Here is a 15,035-nt window from a genome sequence, read left to right as displayed (position 1 = left end):
CATAAAATTAGCTGTTAGGGTTTATCATTGATTGGCAAGTACTACTTTTTCTTTATACTTTTTAATCTGTCTTCTTAGCGCTTCTACGGCTTCATCTGCAGCAGCTTCGAAGGAGTCACTTTGATGTTTAGCGAAAAGTTGCTTACCAGGCACATTCATCTTGATTTCAATAATTTTATTTTCATTCTTTTCGTTCTTATCTAGTCTCATAAAAACCTCACCGTCAATAATTCGATCATAGAAAGTGTCAAGCTTGTCAGCTTTTCTCTGGATGAAGTCTGTAAGCTTAGAATCAGCATCGAAATGGATGGAATGCATTTGAAGTTTCATAACGGTATTTGTTTAAAGTTGAACTTATATTAAGCTTTAGGATGTGCTTGATCAAACACAGCCTTAAGTTTTTCCATAGAATTGTGAGTATATACTTGTGTAGCAGCTAAGCTAGCATGGCCCAATAGGTCTTTTACAGCGTTGAGATCCGCTCCTTTATTGAGCAGATGTGTAGCAAAGGTATGCCTTAATAGATGTGGGCTTCTTTTCGAAGTTTGAGCAAAAAGATCTAAATAATGTCTGACTATGCGGTAAATCTTCATAGGGTATGCCTGGCTTCTATCTTTTCTAACGATAAAATAGTCACTCTGGTCTACAAATGAAAATGTTTCTTCAAATACTTTTTTATACGAAATTATATTCTTTTTTAAGGTATTTGTTAGTGGTATTATTCTTTGTTTTTTTCTTTTTCCGAGTACTCTGACGCTGTCTTCGTGTAGGTTGATATCTTTCCACTTTAAGGATATTAGTTCACTTAATCTGACACCTGTCAGGTAGAGAAACTCCATAACCATTCGATCTCTTTGCCCTTCGAAGTCTGGTGCGTATACATCTGCTTCTAAGATTTTTTCTATGGACTCTTCTTGGACAAACTCTGGCAATCTTTTTGGGGTTTTGAGGGCTTTAATCTTATAGGTAGGATCCTTTGTGATTTCTCCAGATCGCATCAAAAATTTATAAAAGGATCTCAAAGTAGCGATTTTACGATTAACCGAGTTGGGGTTGAGACCTTGCTCAACCAAGTCAATAATCCAAGCCCTGATTTCAGCATGGTCTGCTTGTGTAATATCTTCTTTTTCAAATGAAATATTACAAAACTCTTGAAATTGCTCAAGATCTTTTTGGTAAGCGAGTACGGTATGCTTGCTTGCCCTTTTTTCATGCTCAAGAAAATTGATAAAGGAGTCTATCATCTATGGTAATTCTACTACATTAAGTTAATTGTTTTAAATGAGATATGATAGAAATGGATTGAAATAATGTGGGAGGGCTTAGTCTGGGTGTAGTTTGTAACTACACCTTAAATATTTTAATTGAGAGGATTTGATTTGCTTAAAAAAAAGAGTAATAAAAAAAGCGCATCCACTTTCGGTAGATGCGCCATTAGAATGTATCTCAAAAAGATAGCAAACAATAATTAAATTATTTTGCTTCTTCTGTCTGAAGTCTCTGCTTGTAGGCAGCTTTGATTCTCTGCTCCCTATTCTTTACAGAAGGTTTTACAAAGTGTTGTCTAGCTCTAAGCTCTCTTACAGCTCCAGTTTTATCAAACTTCTTTTTGAAACGCTTAAGCGCTTTCTCGATAGATTCGTTTTCTTTTACGTTGACTATGATCATATGTATACACCTCCTTTCAGGGTTGCAAATGTAGGGAATATAATTGTGTTATCTAAATGATGTTGAAGAAAATCTTCAAATGTTTGGTTTGAGAATCCTAGTTGTCGAAAATATATTCGGGATTTGAAGGTTACCATTGAGTTCTGAATTAGAATAGGCATCAGTTTTTGATTGTTCCTTTTTTAGTTTTAGATATTTGGCATACTTCATATAAGAGAAAAATGCCTGCATCAATGAAAATGTGAGACCATCTATTCCATTGAATATACCTTTTTTAAGAAAATAGCATCGGAAGAAGGAATATGCTCCATGAAGGATTGGGCTTATTGAAAAAACACGTTTGTTTTGCTCAACATATTCCTCTGCCTGCCAGTTGGTATATTGGTTATACTTGGAAATGATTTGATAAAAACTATCCCAACCATAATGGATTAAATGGAGGTTTGTTCTTTTCATGTTTTGAGCTACTACCGACTGATGAACTTTGGCAGTGGCTGGTTTTGCTGTTTTTTGATTAAAGAATCTGCAGGTATAGGAAGGATACCAGCCTGCGAAATCTATTCTTTGGTCTCTAAAATGGTTTTTCCTTCGGAAATTGTAAGCATCATATGGAAGGCTAAGATATTGCTGAGATTTGATGAATTCATAGCTGTCCACATCTAGTCTCTCGTCCGCATCGAGATTCAGTATCCACTCATTTTTGCAATACTGCAGTCCAAATATTCGCTGCTGTCCATCCCCAAGAAAAGATTGTTCGACCACTTTGGCACCGAATGAAAGAGCAATTTCTTTGGTTTTGTCTCTGCTGTAGGAGTCAATGATGATGATTTCATCGCAGACCAATGAAAGTGATTCTATGCATTTGGCTATGTTTTTTTCCTCGTTATACGTAATGACGAGACCACTGATTTGAAACATTTTACTTGTAGTTGTATGATTTGTGATATACGCTACTTCTGTACTTTTTTGGTCAAAAGATTTAGGCAAACTTGAAAAAATTGAACTTGATGCTTTCTTTGACTATCACAAAATTACAATAAGAAAAATTATAATAATGACATATTATCAAACTATTTTATTGTCTAAATTGGAAATTATTTGCTCTAAATGACGTTTAGATTGATGATATCCTACAAAAAATAAAAAGCCTGACTTGTGCCAGGCTTTTATATTATTAAGGGTTTTCGTTTACACTTATGACAGAACCTTTTCAGCGAGTACCACTATGGTATTGTCTTTTACTTCGACTACCCCTCCATCGATGATCAAAGTTTCTTTGCCTTCTTTGGTTGTAAAAGAAACAACCCCTTTAGCCAAAGCTGATACGATAGGTGCGTGATTATTCAATACCTGAAAAGCTCCGTTTGCTCCCGGGAAGCTTGCTTCAGAGACTTCTCCCTGAAATACTTTTTTGTCCGGTGTTACAATCTCTAGTTGCATCTTTGTTTAAGTTATTGAGTGAATAGTTATTGGGTTAATAGTAATTTGTAAAATTATTTGACAAAAACTGATAACTAATAACTGATTTCTAGTCACTTACTTTACCTCTGCTAGCATTTTTTCACCCTTAGCAATAGCATCATCAATGCTACCTACTAAGTTGAATGCGGCTTCTGGTAGGTGATCTAATTCACCATCCATGATCATGTTGAATCCTTTGATGGTGTCCTTGATATCAACTAGCACACCTTTCAAGCCAGTAAATTGTTCAGCTACATGGAAAGGCTGAGATAAGAACCTCTGAACTCTTCTAGCTCTGTGTACAACCAATTTATCTTCTTCAGAAAGCTCTTCCATACCCAAGATGGCAATGATATCCTGAAGTTCTTTGTATCTCTGTAGGATTTCTTTCACTTTTTGAGCACATCCATAATGCTCTTCTCCCAATATCTCTGGAGAAAGAATTCTAGAAGTAGAATCTAATGGATCTACCGCTGGGTATATACCTAGTTCAGCAATTTTTCTAGAAAGTACTGTGGTAGCATCCAAGTGAGCAAAAGTAGTCGCAGGTGCTGGGTCAGTCAAGTCATCCGCAGGTACGTAAACGGCCTGTACAGATGTAATAGATCCATTTTTGGTAGAAGTAATTCTTTCTTGCATTGCTCCCATTTCGGTTGCCAAAGTTGGTTGGTAACCTACCGCAGATGGCATACGACCAAGAAGTGCTGATACTTCAGAACCAGCCTGAGTAAATCTAAAGATGTTGTCAATGAAGAAAAGAATATCTTTTCCAGCACCATCTCCTTCACCATCTCTATAATATTCTGCTAGAGTCAAACCTGTCAGTGCCACTCTTGCACGTGCCCCCGGAGGCTCGTTCATTTGACCAAATACGAAGGTTGCTTTAGACTCTTCTAATTTTTTCAAATCTACTTTGGAAAGATCCCATCCACCTTCATTTTCCAATGAATGAATGAAGTCATCACCGTAAGTAACGATGCCAGACTCGATCATTTCTCTCAAAAGGTCATTTCCTTCACGCGTTCTTTCACCAACACCTGCAAATACAGAAAGACCTGAATAAGCTTTAGCGATGTTGTTGATCAACTCTTGTATCAATACAGTTTTACCTACACCAGCTCCACCGAAAAGACCAATTTTACCACCTTTCGCATAAGGCTCAATCAAGTCGATTACTTTGATTCCTGTGTAAAGTACTTCTGTCGAAGTAGAAAGATCTTCAAACTTAGGAGCTGATCTGTGAATAGGAAGTCTCTTTCCCTCAGGTAGCTGAGGAAGACCATCGATAGCTTCTCCAACTACGTTGAAAAGACGACCTTTGATACCTTCGCCAGTAGGAACAGAGATAGGAGCACCAAGATCGGTTGCTACCATGCCTCTAACCATACCTTCAGAAGAATCCATTGCAATAGTTCTTACTCTGTCTTCGCCCAAGTGCTGCTGAACTTCCAAGATCACTTTTTGACCGTTTTCTTTGGTGATTTCAAGTGCATCAAGGATATTAGGTAATTTACCTCCTTCGAAAGAGATATCCACTACTGGACCAATTACCTGAGTTATCTTACCAAGATTTGCCATTTTTATGTGTTGATGTAAAAAGGAAATTACGCTTTATCAATTCGGATGCAAAATTAATTATAAAAGCTTAATACCAAAGGATGTTTGGAAATTAAATCTGGATTTGTTGCCTTTTTATACAAAGTATTTGAACTCAGTCAAAAATGATGATAGGAGCATTGTTTTATATGGTAGTTTGTATTTTTACTGCTTAAAAGACTCTTCTGCCAAATAAGTATGCTTTAGACCAGTAATTGTTATTGAGATTGTCCTCAGTGACGCCAAGAGAGGTAGAAGAATGGATAAACCATACCTGACCTTTTGTAGTCTCTGTGACTATGCCAGCATGTGTTACCTGTCGTTTTCTTTTTCCAGTAGCAAAAAATACCACATCACCTTTTTCAAGATTTCTTTCTGATACTTTTTTACCGATTTTACTTTGCTCTTCTGATGTCCTAGGCATAGTCACGCCTACACTCGCAAAAGAATGGTAAATCAGTGCCGAGCAATCAATGCCAGATCTTGTTGTTCCACCATAACGATAAGGGGTGCCACGGTAAGTCTTTGCAGTATTGACCACTTGGCTGATATTTTGTTTCCTGATTTTTTTGGTGGAGGAGCAAGAAGATAATTGAATACTTAGTGCTAGTAAAATAAAAGTATAAAATAAGCTGAAAGTGGAAATTTTTTTTGACTTGGTATTCATTAATTGGATAGAATAAATTAAATTCAATAATACGTACCTACAAAATAGATTCAAAGTTTTAACGGATAAGAAACCGAATCATTATGAAAAATTATTGGAGTTTTTTTATGGCACTTTTGGTCGTTTTCTCGGCTTGTGATACAAAAATTGTAGATAAGAAGAGATCGACTAATAATATTATCATTCCAAATGAGGAAGTATTTCAATCGATTAGCTTATTAGGAGATTCTCTTTTTACTAAAATTGATTCTTCAAGTCAGTCAATGCAAATTAAAAATCTCCAAGAGGCCGAGAAGCAATATATGGAAGACCCAACTTTGGAAAACTTAATTTGGATAGGGAGAAGAGAGGCTTATTTAAGTCGGTACGACCTAGCAATCAGAACTTTTACAAAAGCCGTTAATGAGTTTCCAGAAGCTTTTGAACCTTTGAGACATAGGGGTCATAGGTATATTTCTATCAGGAAGCTGGATGAAGCTATCAAAGATTTTCAAAATGCTGCTGACCTAATGCGTGGAGCTCCGATTCAGATAGAGCAAGACGGTATGCCTAATAAATTAAATATACCACTTTCCAATGTGCAATTTAATGTTTGGTATCACTTAGGTTTGGCTCATTTCCTTAAGGGAGAATGGGATGAAGCACTTGAAGCTTATAAAAATTGCATGGAGGTATCCGTCAATGATGATTTAAAAATCGCCACATTAGATTGGTATTACATGACATTACAAAAGTTGGGAAGAAATGTAGAGGCTAAAGATCTACTTAGTCAAGTGAGTTCTGATTTGGAGATCATAGAGAATGATGCCTATTTCAAAAGACTATTGATGTACAAAGGAGAGTATCAGCCTGAGAAGCTACTCAATGTAGACACTCAAGCAAGTGACCAAAAGTTGCAATATGTGACACAAGGGTACGGTTTGGGAAATTTTTATTTATCAAAAGGTGATACTACTATGGCGCAATCAATATTTCAAAATGTGATCAATACTGGATATTGGTCTGCATTTGGGTATATTGCATCGGAAATGGAATTATCAAAGTTGAAGAATGAGTAGAGAGGATTTTAAAAATTTACCCTTACACAAGAAGATTCAAAAGTTATATATTGATGGTACTTTTGTCGTGGCTATACGGTACTATTCATACAAGGTCAATTTATATCTCTTGGGTTCGGATTACGTGGAAGTGTTTTACAATCACAAGCTAGACAGAATTGATAAAATAGATTTTCTCAATAGAGAACATACAAGAATGAAATTCTATCTAGATCAGATTAATATACCAATTTGATTCTTACTTTTTGAGCGTATCCAAGATTTTTTGATGAATCTCTAAGACTTGTGGGATTAAAAGTTTGTTGTCTACATTTTTCACTACAAAATCACTCTTTTTGATTTTCTCCTCATCTGGCAATTGTTGGTCAATGATTGCATTTACCTGATATTCAGTGCGATGAGGGTCTCTTAGCAATATTCTATTAATTCGAACTCTTAATGGGCTGCTTACAGTGATGACAAAGTCTAGTTCTTCAGCAGACCCTGTTTCAAATAGTAGAGCTGCTTCTTTTAGGACATAGGGGGATTTTTGATTTTCTTCCGCCCATGCTTCAAAGTCAACTTTGACTACTGGGTGTACTAGGCTATTGATTAGTTGAGTTTTTTCAATATTCCCAAAAACTTCGGAGGCTAAAAAAGCCCTATTTAGATCTCCATTATCAAAGTAAGATTTTTCTCCAAAAACTTCCATTATTTTAGTTTTTAAACCTGCATTATTTGACAAAAGCCATTTTGCTCGGTCATCTGCATAATAAACAGGAATGTTTAGTATGGAAAAAATTTTGGCAACAATTGATTTACCAGAGCCTATTCCTCCAGTTATGCCTACTAGAAGTGTTCGGTTTTTATTCATATTTCAATCTAAAAATAGCAGGCTCTATTCGCATATCTTCTAGCATAGAAGGCCTTGGGCTTATGACTACTGAAATAGTACTATCTTGTTTGTTTCTATTGTTATAGTTAAGCACTGCTTCAAACTCAAACTGCTTAAGATCATCAAGCTTTCTCTCATCCACGAGATAATATATCATGATATGATTTGGCTCTTGTACTAAGCTGACATTGTCAGGGAAATTTGTTTTACTGATTTTCAACCTTTTATTACCCTCTAGGAGTTGATAAAGATCAAATTTCACTAGTACACTTTCATCTTCGAGCTTGAGGAAGTCTTCATAAGGTTCAGGGACAGAAAGGGGTATGATTTTATTAAAACTTTTGCTGATCTTCTCTTCTCCCAATTTGACTTTGAAAGAGCCATCTAATTTTTGCAAAACCGAAGTTGGTCCTTTGATATTTATAGTAGCAGGGTCTATTTCAATTTGGTTGATGATTTTATGGTTTTTGGCTATTGTATTTCCCGAAGTATCCACTTCTACCTTCACTTTTCTAGTGACTACCTTGTCAATATTGAATTTGATTGTATCCGAAACCATTGACACCAAAGAAGTAGGTGAGATATTTTCTGCGAGATTTCTTCTTATTTCAGAAGTAAGGATGTAATTTTTGGTAGCTGGATTATTGATTTCAATTAAGAAAGGGCTTTCATTGATGTTGAAATATTTTCTAAGTAGATCCCAACCGTTGCCATTGATTTCAATTTTGATTTTTGAAGGGAGATTTTCAACAGCCATGAATTCCTCTTGATCAAAAATGATTTCTATAGGATAATCCACTACTGTATTATAGTTATCCTTATTAAGAGCGTTTAAAAACCAGAAAGTGGCAGCTGCTAAAAAGCATAATGCTACCACTTTCATATTTGCAACCTTTCTAGGGTTGGTTGATTTAAAGAATTTTTTGAGTTTAGTCAAGGGACAAATTATTTTGTACCGTTTGCTCTTTTGGTAAAGTCCAGAGAAACGGCGGACTTTTCTATTTTAATTTTGAATCCTTTATCGAGTTCTAATGTAATGGTATCACCTTCTACAGCATTTACTTTGCCATGAATTCCACCAATTGTAACTACATTATCACCTTTTTTCACTTCCTCAAGGAAGTTTTTAGTTTCTTTTTGTTTTTTCTGCTGTGGTCTGATCATGAAGAAATACATGATCAATATGATAGAACCAAACAAAAATACCTGACCTAGTATGCCTCCTCCGGCACCTTCTGCTTGTAATAAGATAAAGTTAATCATAATTATTGTTTAACAGGGCCTAATTGTCCCTGCGTGTTGGCTGTTGTTCTAGGTGTTACATTTCCTTTTAGTCTTAGTCTGTTGACATTTGGGCTAGTATTAGCTTGAATGCTTACAGTAGGCGCTTGTGTACCTGGCTTACCAGCAGAGTTGAATGCAACTTTTACAAATCCTGATTCTCCTGGTTTTACTGGTGTTTTGGTATAGTCAGGAGTTGTACAACCACAAGATGCAGTCACATTAGATATTACCAATGGAGCTTGGCCATCATTGACAAAGTTGAAGACATGCTCTACAACCTTACCTTCGGCGATAGTCCCAAAGTCAAATTCAACTTCTTCAAAACTGAATTTCCCTAGTGAACTTGGGTCTACAGTGGTAGTTGTTTGAACATTAGAAGGAGTAGCAGTTGCTGCTTCCATTTGCGCTATTTTTTGTTCAAGTTGCGCTATTTTGTCAGATTGGTCATTGCCACCACAGCTAGAGAATCCAAGGATTACAGCGAGTGCCAATGCTGATAAACTTAAGTGCTTCATAAATATATTAGGTTAATTAGCTTCTTGGTTGATTTGATCTATGAGTTTGTTGACATCGCTCAATAAGTTTTCTGCCTTATTTTTAGCGTCAGATATCACTTTATTTCCTTCAGACTTTGCTTCGTTAAAAGGCATGTTTTTTCCTTCTCTCAAGTCTTTGATAAGCTCTTCAAGTTCTTCCTTATATTTAGAAAGTTGGTAAGATAGCTTATCTCTTGTGTTTTTTCCTGAATCTGGGGCAAACAGTATCCCCAAAGCTGCGCCAATACCGGCACCAGCTAAAAATGCGACCCATCCTGTGCTGCTTTTGCTCATCTCTTTGTTGTTTATTTATTATCTAAAAGACCTCTACCACTCTTTTTGATTTCTCCGCTTTCTAACATTTCTTTAGATAGAACATCTAATAAACCGTTGACAAATTGCTTGCTCTTTGGAGTACTATATGTTTTGGATACATCAATGTATTCGTTGATAGTTACTTTCACTGGTATACTAGGGAAAAACTTCATTTCTGTCAAGGCCATCGAAATGATGATTTTGTCAGTGAAAGCTATCCTTTCTATATCCCAGTTTTGAGTTTTTTTGGCGATCAAGTCTCGATTGACTTCTTCATTTTCGATCGTCAAGTTAAATATATTTTGGAAGAATTCCTTATCATCTTCCCAGTTCATAGCAATCTCAGGAAGTAAATCACTACTGCTTACTTCCTGTTCATACACGTTTTTGATCAATTTAGTAGCTAAGCTTCTGACTACTGATTTATTTTCTATCCAACTCATGTCCTTTTCTGAGAAAAAGTTGAGCATAGCATCATTCTTGAAAATGATTTTCTTGAGAATTGACTCTAAGATATTGTAATCATCTTCTCTATTTGGTTGACTGATTTTGATATAATCTTGATAAGCCTCAGCAGGTTTGATGTAATCTCTAAACCATTCTTTGATTTCTAATTCAAGGTCATCTAGCGTTGCATCATTTCTGATTACTGCTGTTTCAAAATCAGGATTAGCTTTCAACTGTTGTAAAATAACGTTTTTGCTTAGGTTAAGTTCGCCTGCGTTATCCGTAATACGGTCTGTAGCTATCTTTCTTTTCTTTTCGCTTTCCCGCTTGACATGATTACTAAATTCAATAAGTAATTGAACTGCATTCAGGTAAAGTTGTGGGATTTTTTCAGCGGAAGTAATCATATTTTTGAGCAAAAAGTCATAATCCTTTTCATTGGCTTTATGAAAAGTATTGATAGCTTTTATGGCCTCTGATTTTATTTTTACACTGACTTCTTGAGAAGAAATTAGGGACTTATTATTCAGGTTATTTTCAAAAAGTTTGATGGTGGTTTCAGCATCTTTTTTTAATTGAGTCTTATCTTGAACCTCCATGCTATTGAGGTCAGGGAGGAAAGCTTCTCTTATTTGGTCTTTCGCAAGATTAAAATTAGATGCTTTGCATTGCTCGTAAGCATAGAGACTTTGAAATGCCTTGACTCTGAGGATTCTTCTGTTTAACATACCTGAATTTAAAGAACGTAAATATAATATTTTAGACGTAGTAATCGAAGACAGTTCGTCTAATCTGTCTTTAAGCATATTAAAAACCACCTGAAAATTACAAGATCTCTGCTTTCAGGTGGTTTCAATTTATTTTTAAAATTAGTAAGGGAGTTTTACTCTTCCCATTGCTTCTATTCTGTTCCAAGCCATTTCAATCGCCGCTTCTTGAGAAGGGATATTTTCAATCGCTGATTTTTCTAAGATAGAAGTAGTGATATCATAGATCTTTTCGGCATGTCTATAGGTGGATTCTCTATTGTATCCTCCCATAAACTCTGCACATACATTGATCAAGCCACCTGAATTGATTAAGAAATCAGGAGCGTAAATGATGCCCTTTTCGAGGAGTATTTTTCCATGATACTCTTCATCTTTCAACTGATTATTGGCTCCTCCTGCGATTACTTTACATTTCAATCTATCTATAGTGTCGTCGTTGATAGTCGCTCCCAAAGCACATGGAGAGTAGATGTCCATATCGAAGTCATATACCATCTCAGGAGAAATAGCCGTAGCGCCGGTGTTTTTGGCTACTTCAGCAAGCTTGTCTTCGAAAATATCAGTCACAAATACTTTCGCATTTTCTTTAATTAATCTCTCTACTAGGTATTTACCTACCTGACCAACCCCTTGAACAAGGATTCTTTTACCTTCCAGTGAATCGGTTCCGAAAGCTTTATTTGCAGCGGCTTTCATACCTAGGTAAGTACCGTAAGCTGTCACAGGAGATGGGTCGCCTCCTCCTCCTCTTACTTCAGGTAGACCTGTTACGTACTTTGTTTCCATAGCGATATATTCCATATCGCTTGTTTTCATATTTACATCTTCTGCAGTAATGTATCTTCCTCCTAGGCTATCTACAAATCTCCCGAATCTTCTCAAGAATGCTTCATTCTTTAATTTTGGATCTCCCATGATGACAGCTTTGCCGCCACCCAAGTTTAGGCCTGAGATAGCAGCTTTGAATGTCATCCCTCTGGACAATCTCAGAACATCAGTGATGGCCTCCGCCTCCGATGCATAGTTCCACATCCTTGTGCCGCCTAGTGCGGGGCCTAGGACTGTATTGTGGATGCCTATAATAGCCTTCAGCCCTGTAGGCTCATCGTAACAGATGACCAATTGCTCATGACCTAAAGAAGTGATCTGTCCATAGATGGATCCTTCTCTTACTTTTTCCACAGGATTAATCTCTACCATTTGAACTTGGAATTTTTTATTGTGTTATATTTGGGATTGTTGTGTTGTAAAATCACCGATGCAAAATTATATATTTTTCTCGGGCTTTACCAATGCAATTAAGGTAGTTAAAAAAAACTAATCAAGTGATTTAAAAGTTTTTATTTCGTGAAACCACTCTGGCGATTAAATAAATATTTATATAAATATAAGGGTTACCTTTTGTTAGGGATCATATTTACTGTGATATCTAATATTTTTGTAATTATTCCAGCTCAACTTGTCCGGATAGCCATAGATTATGTGGTGGAGAGTTTTGCGTATTATCAGGTATTTAGTGAAGGTGAACTGAGTGTTATAGCTAGATCTTCATTCTTGAAATTCATCTTTATTTTTGGAGTTTTGATCCTTGTCATGGCCTTGCTTCGAGGTTTCTTTTTATTCTTGATCCGTCAGACTATTATTATTATGTCTAGACTGATAGAGTATGACATGAAAAATGAGATTTTCGATCATTATCAGAGCCTACCTCTGAGTTTTTATAGAAGAAATAGTACGGGGGATTTGATGGCGAGAATTACAGAGGACGTAAGTAGAGTAAGGATGTATTTGGGACCGGCGATCATGTATGGCCTTAATCTGTTGATATTATTTCCTTTGGTGATTGGGTATATGCTCAGTGTAAATGTAGAATTGACCATTTACTCCCTATTACCACTCCCAGTCCTGTCTATCAGTATATATTTTGTCAATAATCTGATCAATGAAAGGTCAGAAAAAATTCAAAGAAGCCTTTCCGGTTTGAGTACTTTTGTTCAAGAAGCCTTTTCTGGAATCAGAGTTTTGAAGGCTTTCGTCAGAGAAGATGACAGTGTCAACGATTTCAAGACAGCAAGTGAAGATTATAAAGATAAATCTATACGATTAACCTTAGTCCAGGCTCTTTTCTATCCTCTTATCTTGGCCTTGATTGGTATCAGTACCATCATCACCGTGTATGTAGGCGGAATGCAAGTGATAGACGGGACGATAGGTTATGGAGTTATTGCTGAGTTTATTCTTTATGTCAATATGCTTACTTGGCCAGTGACATCGCTTGGTTGGGTGACAAGTATCGTGCAGCGTGCAGCGGCATCTCAAACAAGAATCAACGAGTTTTTAGACGAAAAGAATGACATAATCAGTACACAAGGATTAGATATACCTATTAAGGGTAGAATTGAAGTGAAAAATGTTTCGTTCACCTATCCAGAGTCAGGCATCAAAGCACTAGATAGCGTAAGTTTCGATATTGATTCAGGAGAATCACTCGCAATTATTGGAACAACTGGCTCAGGGAAGTCTACAATAGCTAATCTTCTGATGAGGATGTATGATGTATCAGATGGAGAGATTCACATAGATGGTCATAAAATTGAGACATTTGATACAGCAGCTTTGAGACGTCAGATTGGTTTCGTGCCTCAAGATGTTTTCCTTTTTAGTGATAGTATTTCCAATAATATTGGCTTTGGATTGGATCAAATCCCTGAAGAACTAGTAGAAAAAGCTGCAAAAGATGCAGATGTTTATGATAACATTGCCGCTTTTCCCAAGGGTTTTCAGACTAAATTAGGGGAGAGGGGGATTACACTATCAGGTGGTCAGAAGCAAAGAGTATCAATAGCACGTGCAATAGCTAAGGAGCCTAGTATTTTACTCTTGGATGATTGTCTATCTGCAGTAGATACCAAAACAGAAAATGCCATTCTCAACGCCTTGAGTAAGATAATGGAGAATAGGACTTCAATCATCATATCTCACAGGGTATCTTCTGCCAAGTTGGCAAATAAAATCATTGTTTTGGATGACGGTAGGCTTGTTGAGCAAGGTAGTCATGAAGAATTGATGTCCAAAAAAGGAGTCTATGCAGAATTATATGAAAAGCAGACTCAAAATAATGAGCCTATTGAGAATTAGGGTTTTCTCTGTTTTTTGCAAACATGTCAAAACCTATTTTTTGTGGATTGCCCATACTTGAAGTGTGTTCTAACTTTTGATGATAATTGATCATCATGATATCATGGAAGTTGGGAGCTAGTAGGTCATTGTTGAGTGCTGATAGTACTAAGCCTTCTACGAGTTGCCTGTTTTTCTCTTTTGTGACAGTATTCACTTTCAGTTCTGGAAAATCAAAAACAATCTTTCTGTCACCTTCTAAGAAGAATTTATTTTCTCTATTCAATAGGAGGCGACTAATCAAGTAGCCTGGATCTTCCAATCTACCGTAAGTAATTGTGTCAGCTAGAAAATTATAGATTAAAACTTGACCAAAATAGCGGAGACTGATGTCATCTTTAAGGTATTTGGTTTTGCAAATGTAGGCTTCGTCAGGTATTCTAACTATGTTGCTTTGCATCATAAAAATCAAAACATCTCCCCCTATTCTGAAAAGAAATTCATAATCATTTACTTTTTCAATTCTGATAGGTAAGTTATTAATAGTTTCAGCAGCTTGTAATTCTGAAGCTACTTCACGACAAGTTTTTTCTAAGTTATCAAAATACGCCACTAGTTGATTGAATAAGTCTTGTTTCAATTTCGTGGTTGTTTCTAGTTTTTCGATTATTTCAGCTAACATTTCGTAAATTAGTTTTAGAATCAAATTAAAGATAATGGAAGGTCATAAAAAATCCGGGTTTGATGAAGTGGAGTCGCTCCTTCAGGACATTGGTACTAAAATAGAACATTTAATTGAAAAAGCAGCGGATGCAGGTGGTGAGGCAAAAGTTGATTTAGAAAAGAAAATCAAAGATCTGAGAGAAAAAAGGACTACCATAGAAGAAGAACTCAAGAAGGGTAAATCAAAAGTTGAAAACCTATACAATTCGAAAAAAATAGAAATGGAGCCTAATTTAAAAAAGTCTCAAAAGCATTTTAAAAATGCCTTTAAACAACTTGGAGAAGCTTTCAAGGTTTTAATCAAAAAAGGATGATGTTTATCAAGTCTTGGAGTTTTGTCGAATGGTAGCTGCTTCATGTAGCCCAGACTGTAATTTACTCAAAGCAGCTAATGCTCCTTCAGATTTTTCTCTATCTACTTCTAATTCGAGGCTACATCTGGGGCATGCGATTGTGTTGCTTTGAAGTAATTTATTGTAAAAACTTGTTTACTGCTGTTTTAATTAAGTTTTTCAATTA

19 protein-coding genes are annotated in these 15,035 nt (G+C 36.1%); 4 read left to right on the top strand and 15 right to left on the bottom strand.

The genetic code is table 11. From position 1 onward, the window contains the following. Positions 1 to 24: 24 nt before the first annotated feature. From hpf to CHB66_RS09905, 7 genes are all read right to left on the bottom strand, one after another. Positions 25 to 330 (bottom strand): ribosome hibernation-promoting factor, HPF/YfiA family, encoded by a 306-nt coding sequence (hpf, locus tag CHB66_RS09935; RefSeq protein WP_089240441.1) that lies wholly within the window; start codon positions 328 to 330, stop codon positions 25 to 27. 29 nt (positions 331 to 359) lie between these two features. Continuing rightward, on the bottom strand, positions 360 to 1,244 hold the full coding sequence (locus CHB66_RS09930) for a tyrosine-type recombinase/integrase (RefSeq protein WP_089240439.1): 885 nt from the start codon (positions 1,242 to 1,244) through the stop codon (positions 360 to 362). Positions 1,245 to 1,473: 229 nt separating this feature from the next. Next, positions 1,474 to 1,668: a 30S ribosomal protein S21 gene (rpsU, locus tag CHB66_RS09925; RefSeq protein WP_076501306.1), complete on the bottom strand. Its 195-nt coding sequence runs from the start codon at positions 1,666 to 1,668 to the stop codon at positions 1,474 to 1,476. Positions 1,669 to 1,743: 75 nt separating this feature from the next. Then, the gene (locus CHB66_RS09920) at positions 1,744 to 2,586 is read right to left on the bottom strand and encodes a glycosyltransferase family 2 protein (RefSeq protein ID WP_089240545.1); all 843 of its coding nucleotides are present in this window, start codon (positions 2,584 to 2,586) and stop codon (positions 1,744 to 1,746) included. A gap of 276 nt (positions 2,587 to 2,862) precedes the next feature. After that, positions 2,863 to 3,108 (bottom strand): ATP synthase F1 subunit epsilon, encoded by a 246-nt coding sequence (gene atpC, locus CHB66_RS09915; RefSeq protein ID WP_089240437.1) that lies wholly within the window; start codon positions 3,106 to 3,108, stop codon positions 2,863 to 2,865. 96 nt (positions 3,109 to 3,204) lie between these two features. Beyond that, positions 3,205 to 4,707 (bottom strand): F0F1 ATP synthase subunit beta, encoded by a 1,503-nt coding sequence (atpD, locus tag CHB66_RS09910; RefSeq protein WP_089240435.1) that lies wholly within the window; start codon positions 4,705 to 4,707, stop codon positions 3,205 to 3,207. Between the two features lie 190 nt (positions 4,708 to 4,897). Then, positions 4,898 to 5,392, bottom strand: coding sequence for a C40 family peptidase (locus CHB66_RS09905; protein WP_089240433.1), 495 nt, complete (start codon positions 5,390 to 5,392; stop codon positions 4,898 to 4,900). An 83-nt stretch (positions 5,393 to 5,475) separates the two neighbouring features. Between CHB66_RS09905 and CHB66_RS09900 the strand changes: the two genes are divergently transcribed. After that, complete coding sequence (locus tag CHB66_RS09900) at positions 5,476 to 6,450, top strand: tetratricopeptide repeat protein (RefSeq protein WP_089240431.1); 975 nt, start codon at positions 5,476 to 5,478, stop codon at positions 6,448 to 6,450. Further along, complete coding sequence (locus CHB66_RS17200) at positions 6,443 to 6,685, top strand: hypothetical protein (RefSeq protein WP_089240429.1); 243 nt, start codon at positions 6,443 to 6,445, stop codon at positions 6,683 to 6,685. Before CHB66_RS09900 ends, CHB66_RS17200 begins: the two co-directional genes overlap by 8 nt. Positions 6,686 to 6,688: 3 nt before the next feature. On the opposite strand, the gene coaE is transcribed toward CHB66_RS17200, so the two are convergent. The 7 genes from coaE to CHB66_RS09860 all read right to left on the bottom strand — a co-directional run bounded on the left by coaE (position 6,689) and on the right by CHB66_RS09860 (position 11,876). Continuing rightward, positions 6,689 to 7,303 (bottom strand): dephospho-CoA kinase, encoded by a 615-nt coding sequence (coaE, locus tag CHB66_RS09890; RefSeq protein ID WP_089240427.1) that lies wholly within the window; start codon positions 7,301 to 7,303, stop codon positions 6,689 to 6,691. After that, on the bottom strand, positions 7,296 to 8,261 hold the full coding sequence (locus CHB66_RS09885) for a YbbR-like domain-containing protein (protein ID WP_089240425.1): 966 nt from the start codon (positions 8,259 to 8,261) through the stop codon (positions 7,296 to 7,298). The genes coaE and CHB66_RS09885 overlap by 8 nt, the downstream gene beginning before the upstream one ends. Positions 8,262 to 8,269: 8 nt before the next feature. Beyond that, entirely contained in the window at positions 8,270 to 8,587 is a 318-nt protein-coding gene (yajC, locus tag CHB66_RS09880) for a preprotein translocase subunit YajC (protein WP_089240423.1), read from the bottom strand. A 2-nt stretch (positions 8,588 to 8,589) separates the two neighbouring features. Beyond that, on the bottom strand, positions 8,590 to 9,123 hold the full coding sequence (locus CHB66_RS09875; protein ID WP_089240421.1) for a DUF1573 domain-containing protein: 534 nt from the start codon (positions 9,121 to 9,123) through the stop codon (positions 8,590 to 8,592). 12 nt (positions 9,124 to 9,135) lie between these two features. After that, positions 9,136 to 9,438: a YtxH domain-containing protein gene (locus tag CHB66_RS09870; RefSeq protein WP_089240419.1), complete on the bottom strand. Its 303-nt coding sequence runs from the start codon at positions 9,436 to 9,438 to the stop codon at positions 9,136 to 9,138. Positions 9,439 to 9,449: 11 nt separating this feature from the next. Next, complete coding sequence (gene nusB, locus CHB66_RS09865; protein WP_089240417.1) at positions 9,450 to 10,634, bottom strand: transcription antitermination factor NusB; 1,185 nt, start codon at positions 10,632 to 10,634, stop codon at positions 9,450 to 9,452. 141 nt (positions 10,635 to 10,775) lie between these two features. After that, complete coding sequence (locus CHB66_RS09860) at positions 10,776 to 11,876, bottom strand: Glu/Leu/Phe/Val family dehydrogenase (protein ID WP_089240415.1); 1,101 nt, start codon at positions 11,874 to 11,876, stop codon at positions 10,776 to 10,778. A gap of 147 nt (positions 11,877 to 12,023) precedes the next feature. Between CHB66_RS09860 and CHB66_RS09855 the strand changes: the two genes are divergently transcribed. Continuing rightward, positions 12,024 to 13,814 carry an ABC transporter ATP-binding protein gene (locus tag CHB66_RS09855; protein WP_089240413.1) on the top strand — a complete coding sequence of 597 codons (1,791 nt, stop codon included), beginning with the start codon at positions 12,024 to 12,026 and terminating at the stop codon, positions 13,812 to 13,814. Here CHB66_RS09855 and CHB66_RS09850 read toward each other — a convergent pair. Next, complete coding sequence (locus tag CHB66_RS09850) at positions 13,801 to 14,475, bottom strand: hypothetical protein (protein ID WP_089240411.1); 675 nt, start codon at positions 14,473 to 14,475, stop codon at positions 13,801 to 13,803. The two genes, CHB66_RS09855 and CHB66_RS09850, sit on opposite strands and share 14 nt — an antisense overlap. Before the next feature lie 34 nt (positions 14,476 to 14,509). On the opposite strand from CHB66_RS09850, the gene CHB66_RS09845 reads away from it, so the two are divergent. Then, entirely contained in the window at positions 14,510 to 14,830 is a 321-nt protein-coding gene (locus tag CHB66_RS09845; RefSeq protein ID WP_089240409.1) for a sll1863 family stress response protein, read from the top strand. Positions 14,831 to 15,035: the final 205 nt, after the last annotated feature.

Origin of the sequence: Belliella buryatensis (assembly GCF_900188245.1) — a bacterium.
Classification (GTDB): Bacteria; Bacteroidota; Bacteroidia; order Cytophagales; family Cyclobacteriaceae; genus Belliella; species Belliella buryatensis.
The sequence above is the reverse complement of the archived record's forward strand: the minus strand, read 5'-3'. Positions and strand labels throughout refer to the sequence as shown.

What these genes read in the sequence shown, in the direction of transcription:
- atpC (WP_089240437.1), bottom strand. Translation starts at nt 3,108, where the DNA reads ATGCAACTAGAGATTGTAACACCGGACAAAAAAGTATTTCAGGGAGAA.
- nusB (WP_089240417.1), bottom strand. Translation starts at nt 10,634, where the DNA reads ATGTTAAACAGAAGAATCCTCAGAGTCAAGGCATTTCAAAGTCTCTAT.
- CHB66_RS09930 (WP_089240439.1), bottom strand. Translation starts at nt 1,244, where the DNA reads ATGATAGACTCCTTTATCAATTTTCTTGAGCATGAAAAAAGGGCAAGC.
- CHB66_RS09905 (WP_089240433.1), bottom strand. Translation starts at nt 5,392, where the DNA reads ATGAATACCAAGTCAAAAAAAATTTCCACTTTCAGCTTATTTTATACT.
- atpD (WP_089240435.1), bottom strand. Translation starts at nt 4,707, where the DNA reads ATGGCAAATCTTGGTAAGATAACTCAGGTAATTGGTCCAGTAGTGGAT.
- hpf (WP_089240441.1), bottom strand. Translation starts at nt 330, where the DNA reads ATGAAACTTCAAATGCATTCCATCCATTTCGATGCTGATTCTAAGCTT.
- CHB66_RS09920 (WP_089240545.1), bottom strand. Translation starts at nt 2,586, where the DNA reads ATGTTTCAAATCAGTGGTCTCGTCATTACGTATAACGAGGAAAAAAAC.
- coaE (WP_089240427.1), bottom strand. Translation starts at nt 7,303, where the DNA reads ATGAATAAAAACCGAACACTTCTAGTAGGCATAACTGGAGGAATAGGC.
- yajC (WP_089240423.1), bottom strand. Translation starts at nt 8,587, where the DNA reads ATGATTAACTTTATCTTATTACAAGCAGAAGGTGCCGGAGGAGGCATA.
- CHB66_RS17200 (WP_089240429.1), top strand. Translation starts at nt 6,443, where the DNA reads ATGAGTAGAGAGGATTTTAAAAATTTACCCTTACACAAGAAGATTCAA.
- CHB66_RS09875 (WP_089240421.1), bottom strand. Translation starts at nt 9,123, where the DNA reads ATGAAGCACTTAAGTTTATCAGCATTGGCACTCGCTGTAATCCTTGGA.
- CHB66_RS09870 (WP_089240419.1), bottom strand. Translation starts at nt 9,438, where the DNA reads ATGAGCAAAAGCAGCACAGGATGGGTCGCATTTTTAGCTGGTGCCGGT.
- CHB66_RS09850 (WP_089240411.1), bottom strand. Translation starts at nt 14,475, where the DNA reads ATGTTAGCTGAAATAATCGAAAAACTAGAAACAACCACGAAATTGAAA.
- rpsU (WP_076501306.1), bottom strand. Translation starts at nt 1,668, where the DNA reads ATGATCATAGTCAACGTAAAAGAAAACGAATCTATCGAGAAAGCGCTT.
- CHB66_RS09900 (WP_089240431.1), top strand. Translation starts at nt 5,476, where the DNA reads ATGAAAAATTATTGGAGTTTTTTTATGGCACTTTTGGTCGTTTTCTCG.
- CHB66_RS09860 (WP_089240415.1), bottom strand. Translation starts at nt 11,876, where the DNA reads ATGGTAGAGATTAATCCTGTGGAAAAAGTAAGAGAAGGATCCATCTAT.
- CHB66_RS09845 (WP_089240409.1), top strand. Translation starts at nt 14,510, where the DNA reads ATGGAAGGTCATAAAAAATCCGGGTTTGATGAAGTGGAGTCGCTCCTT.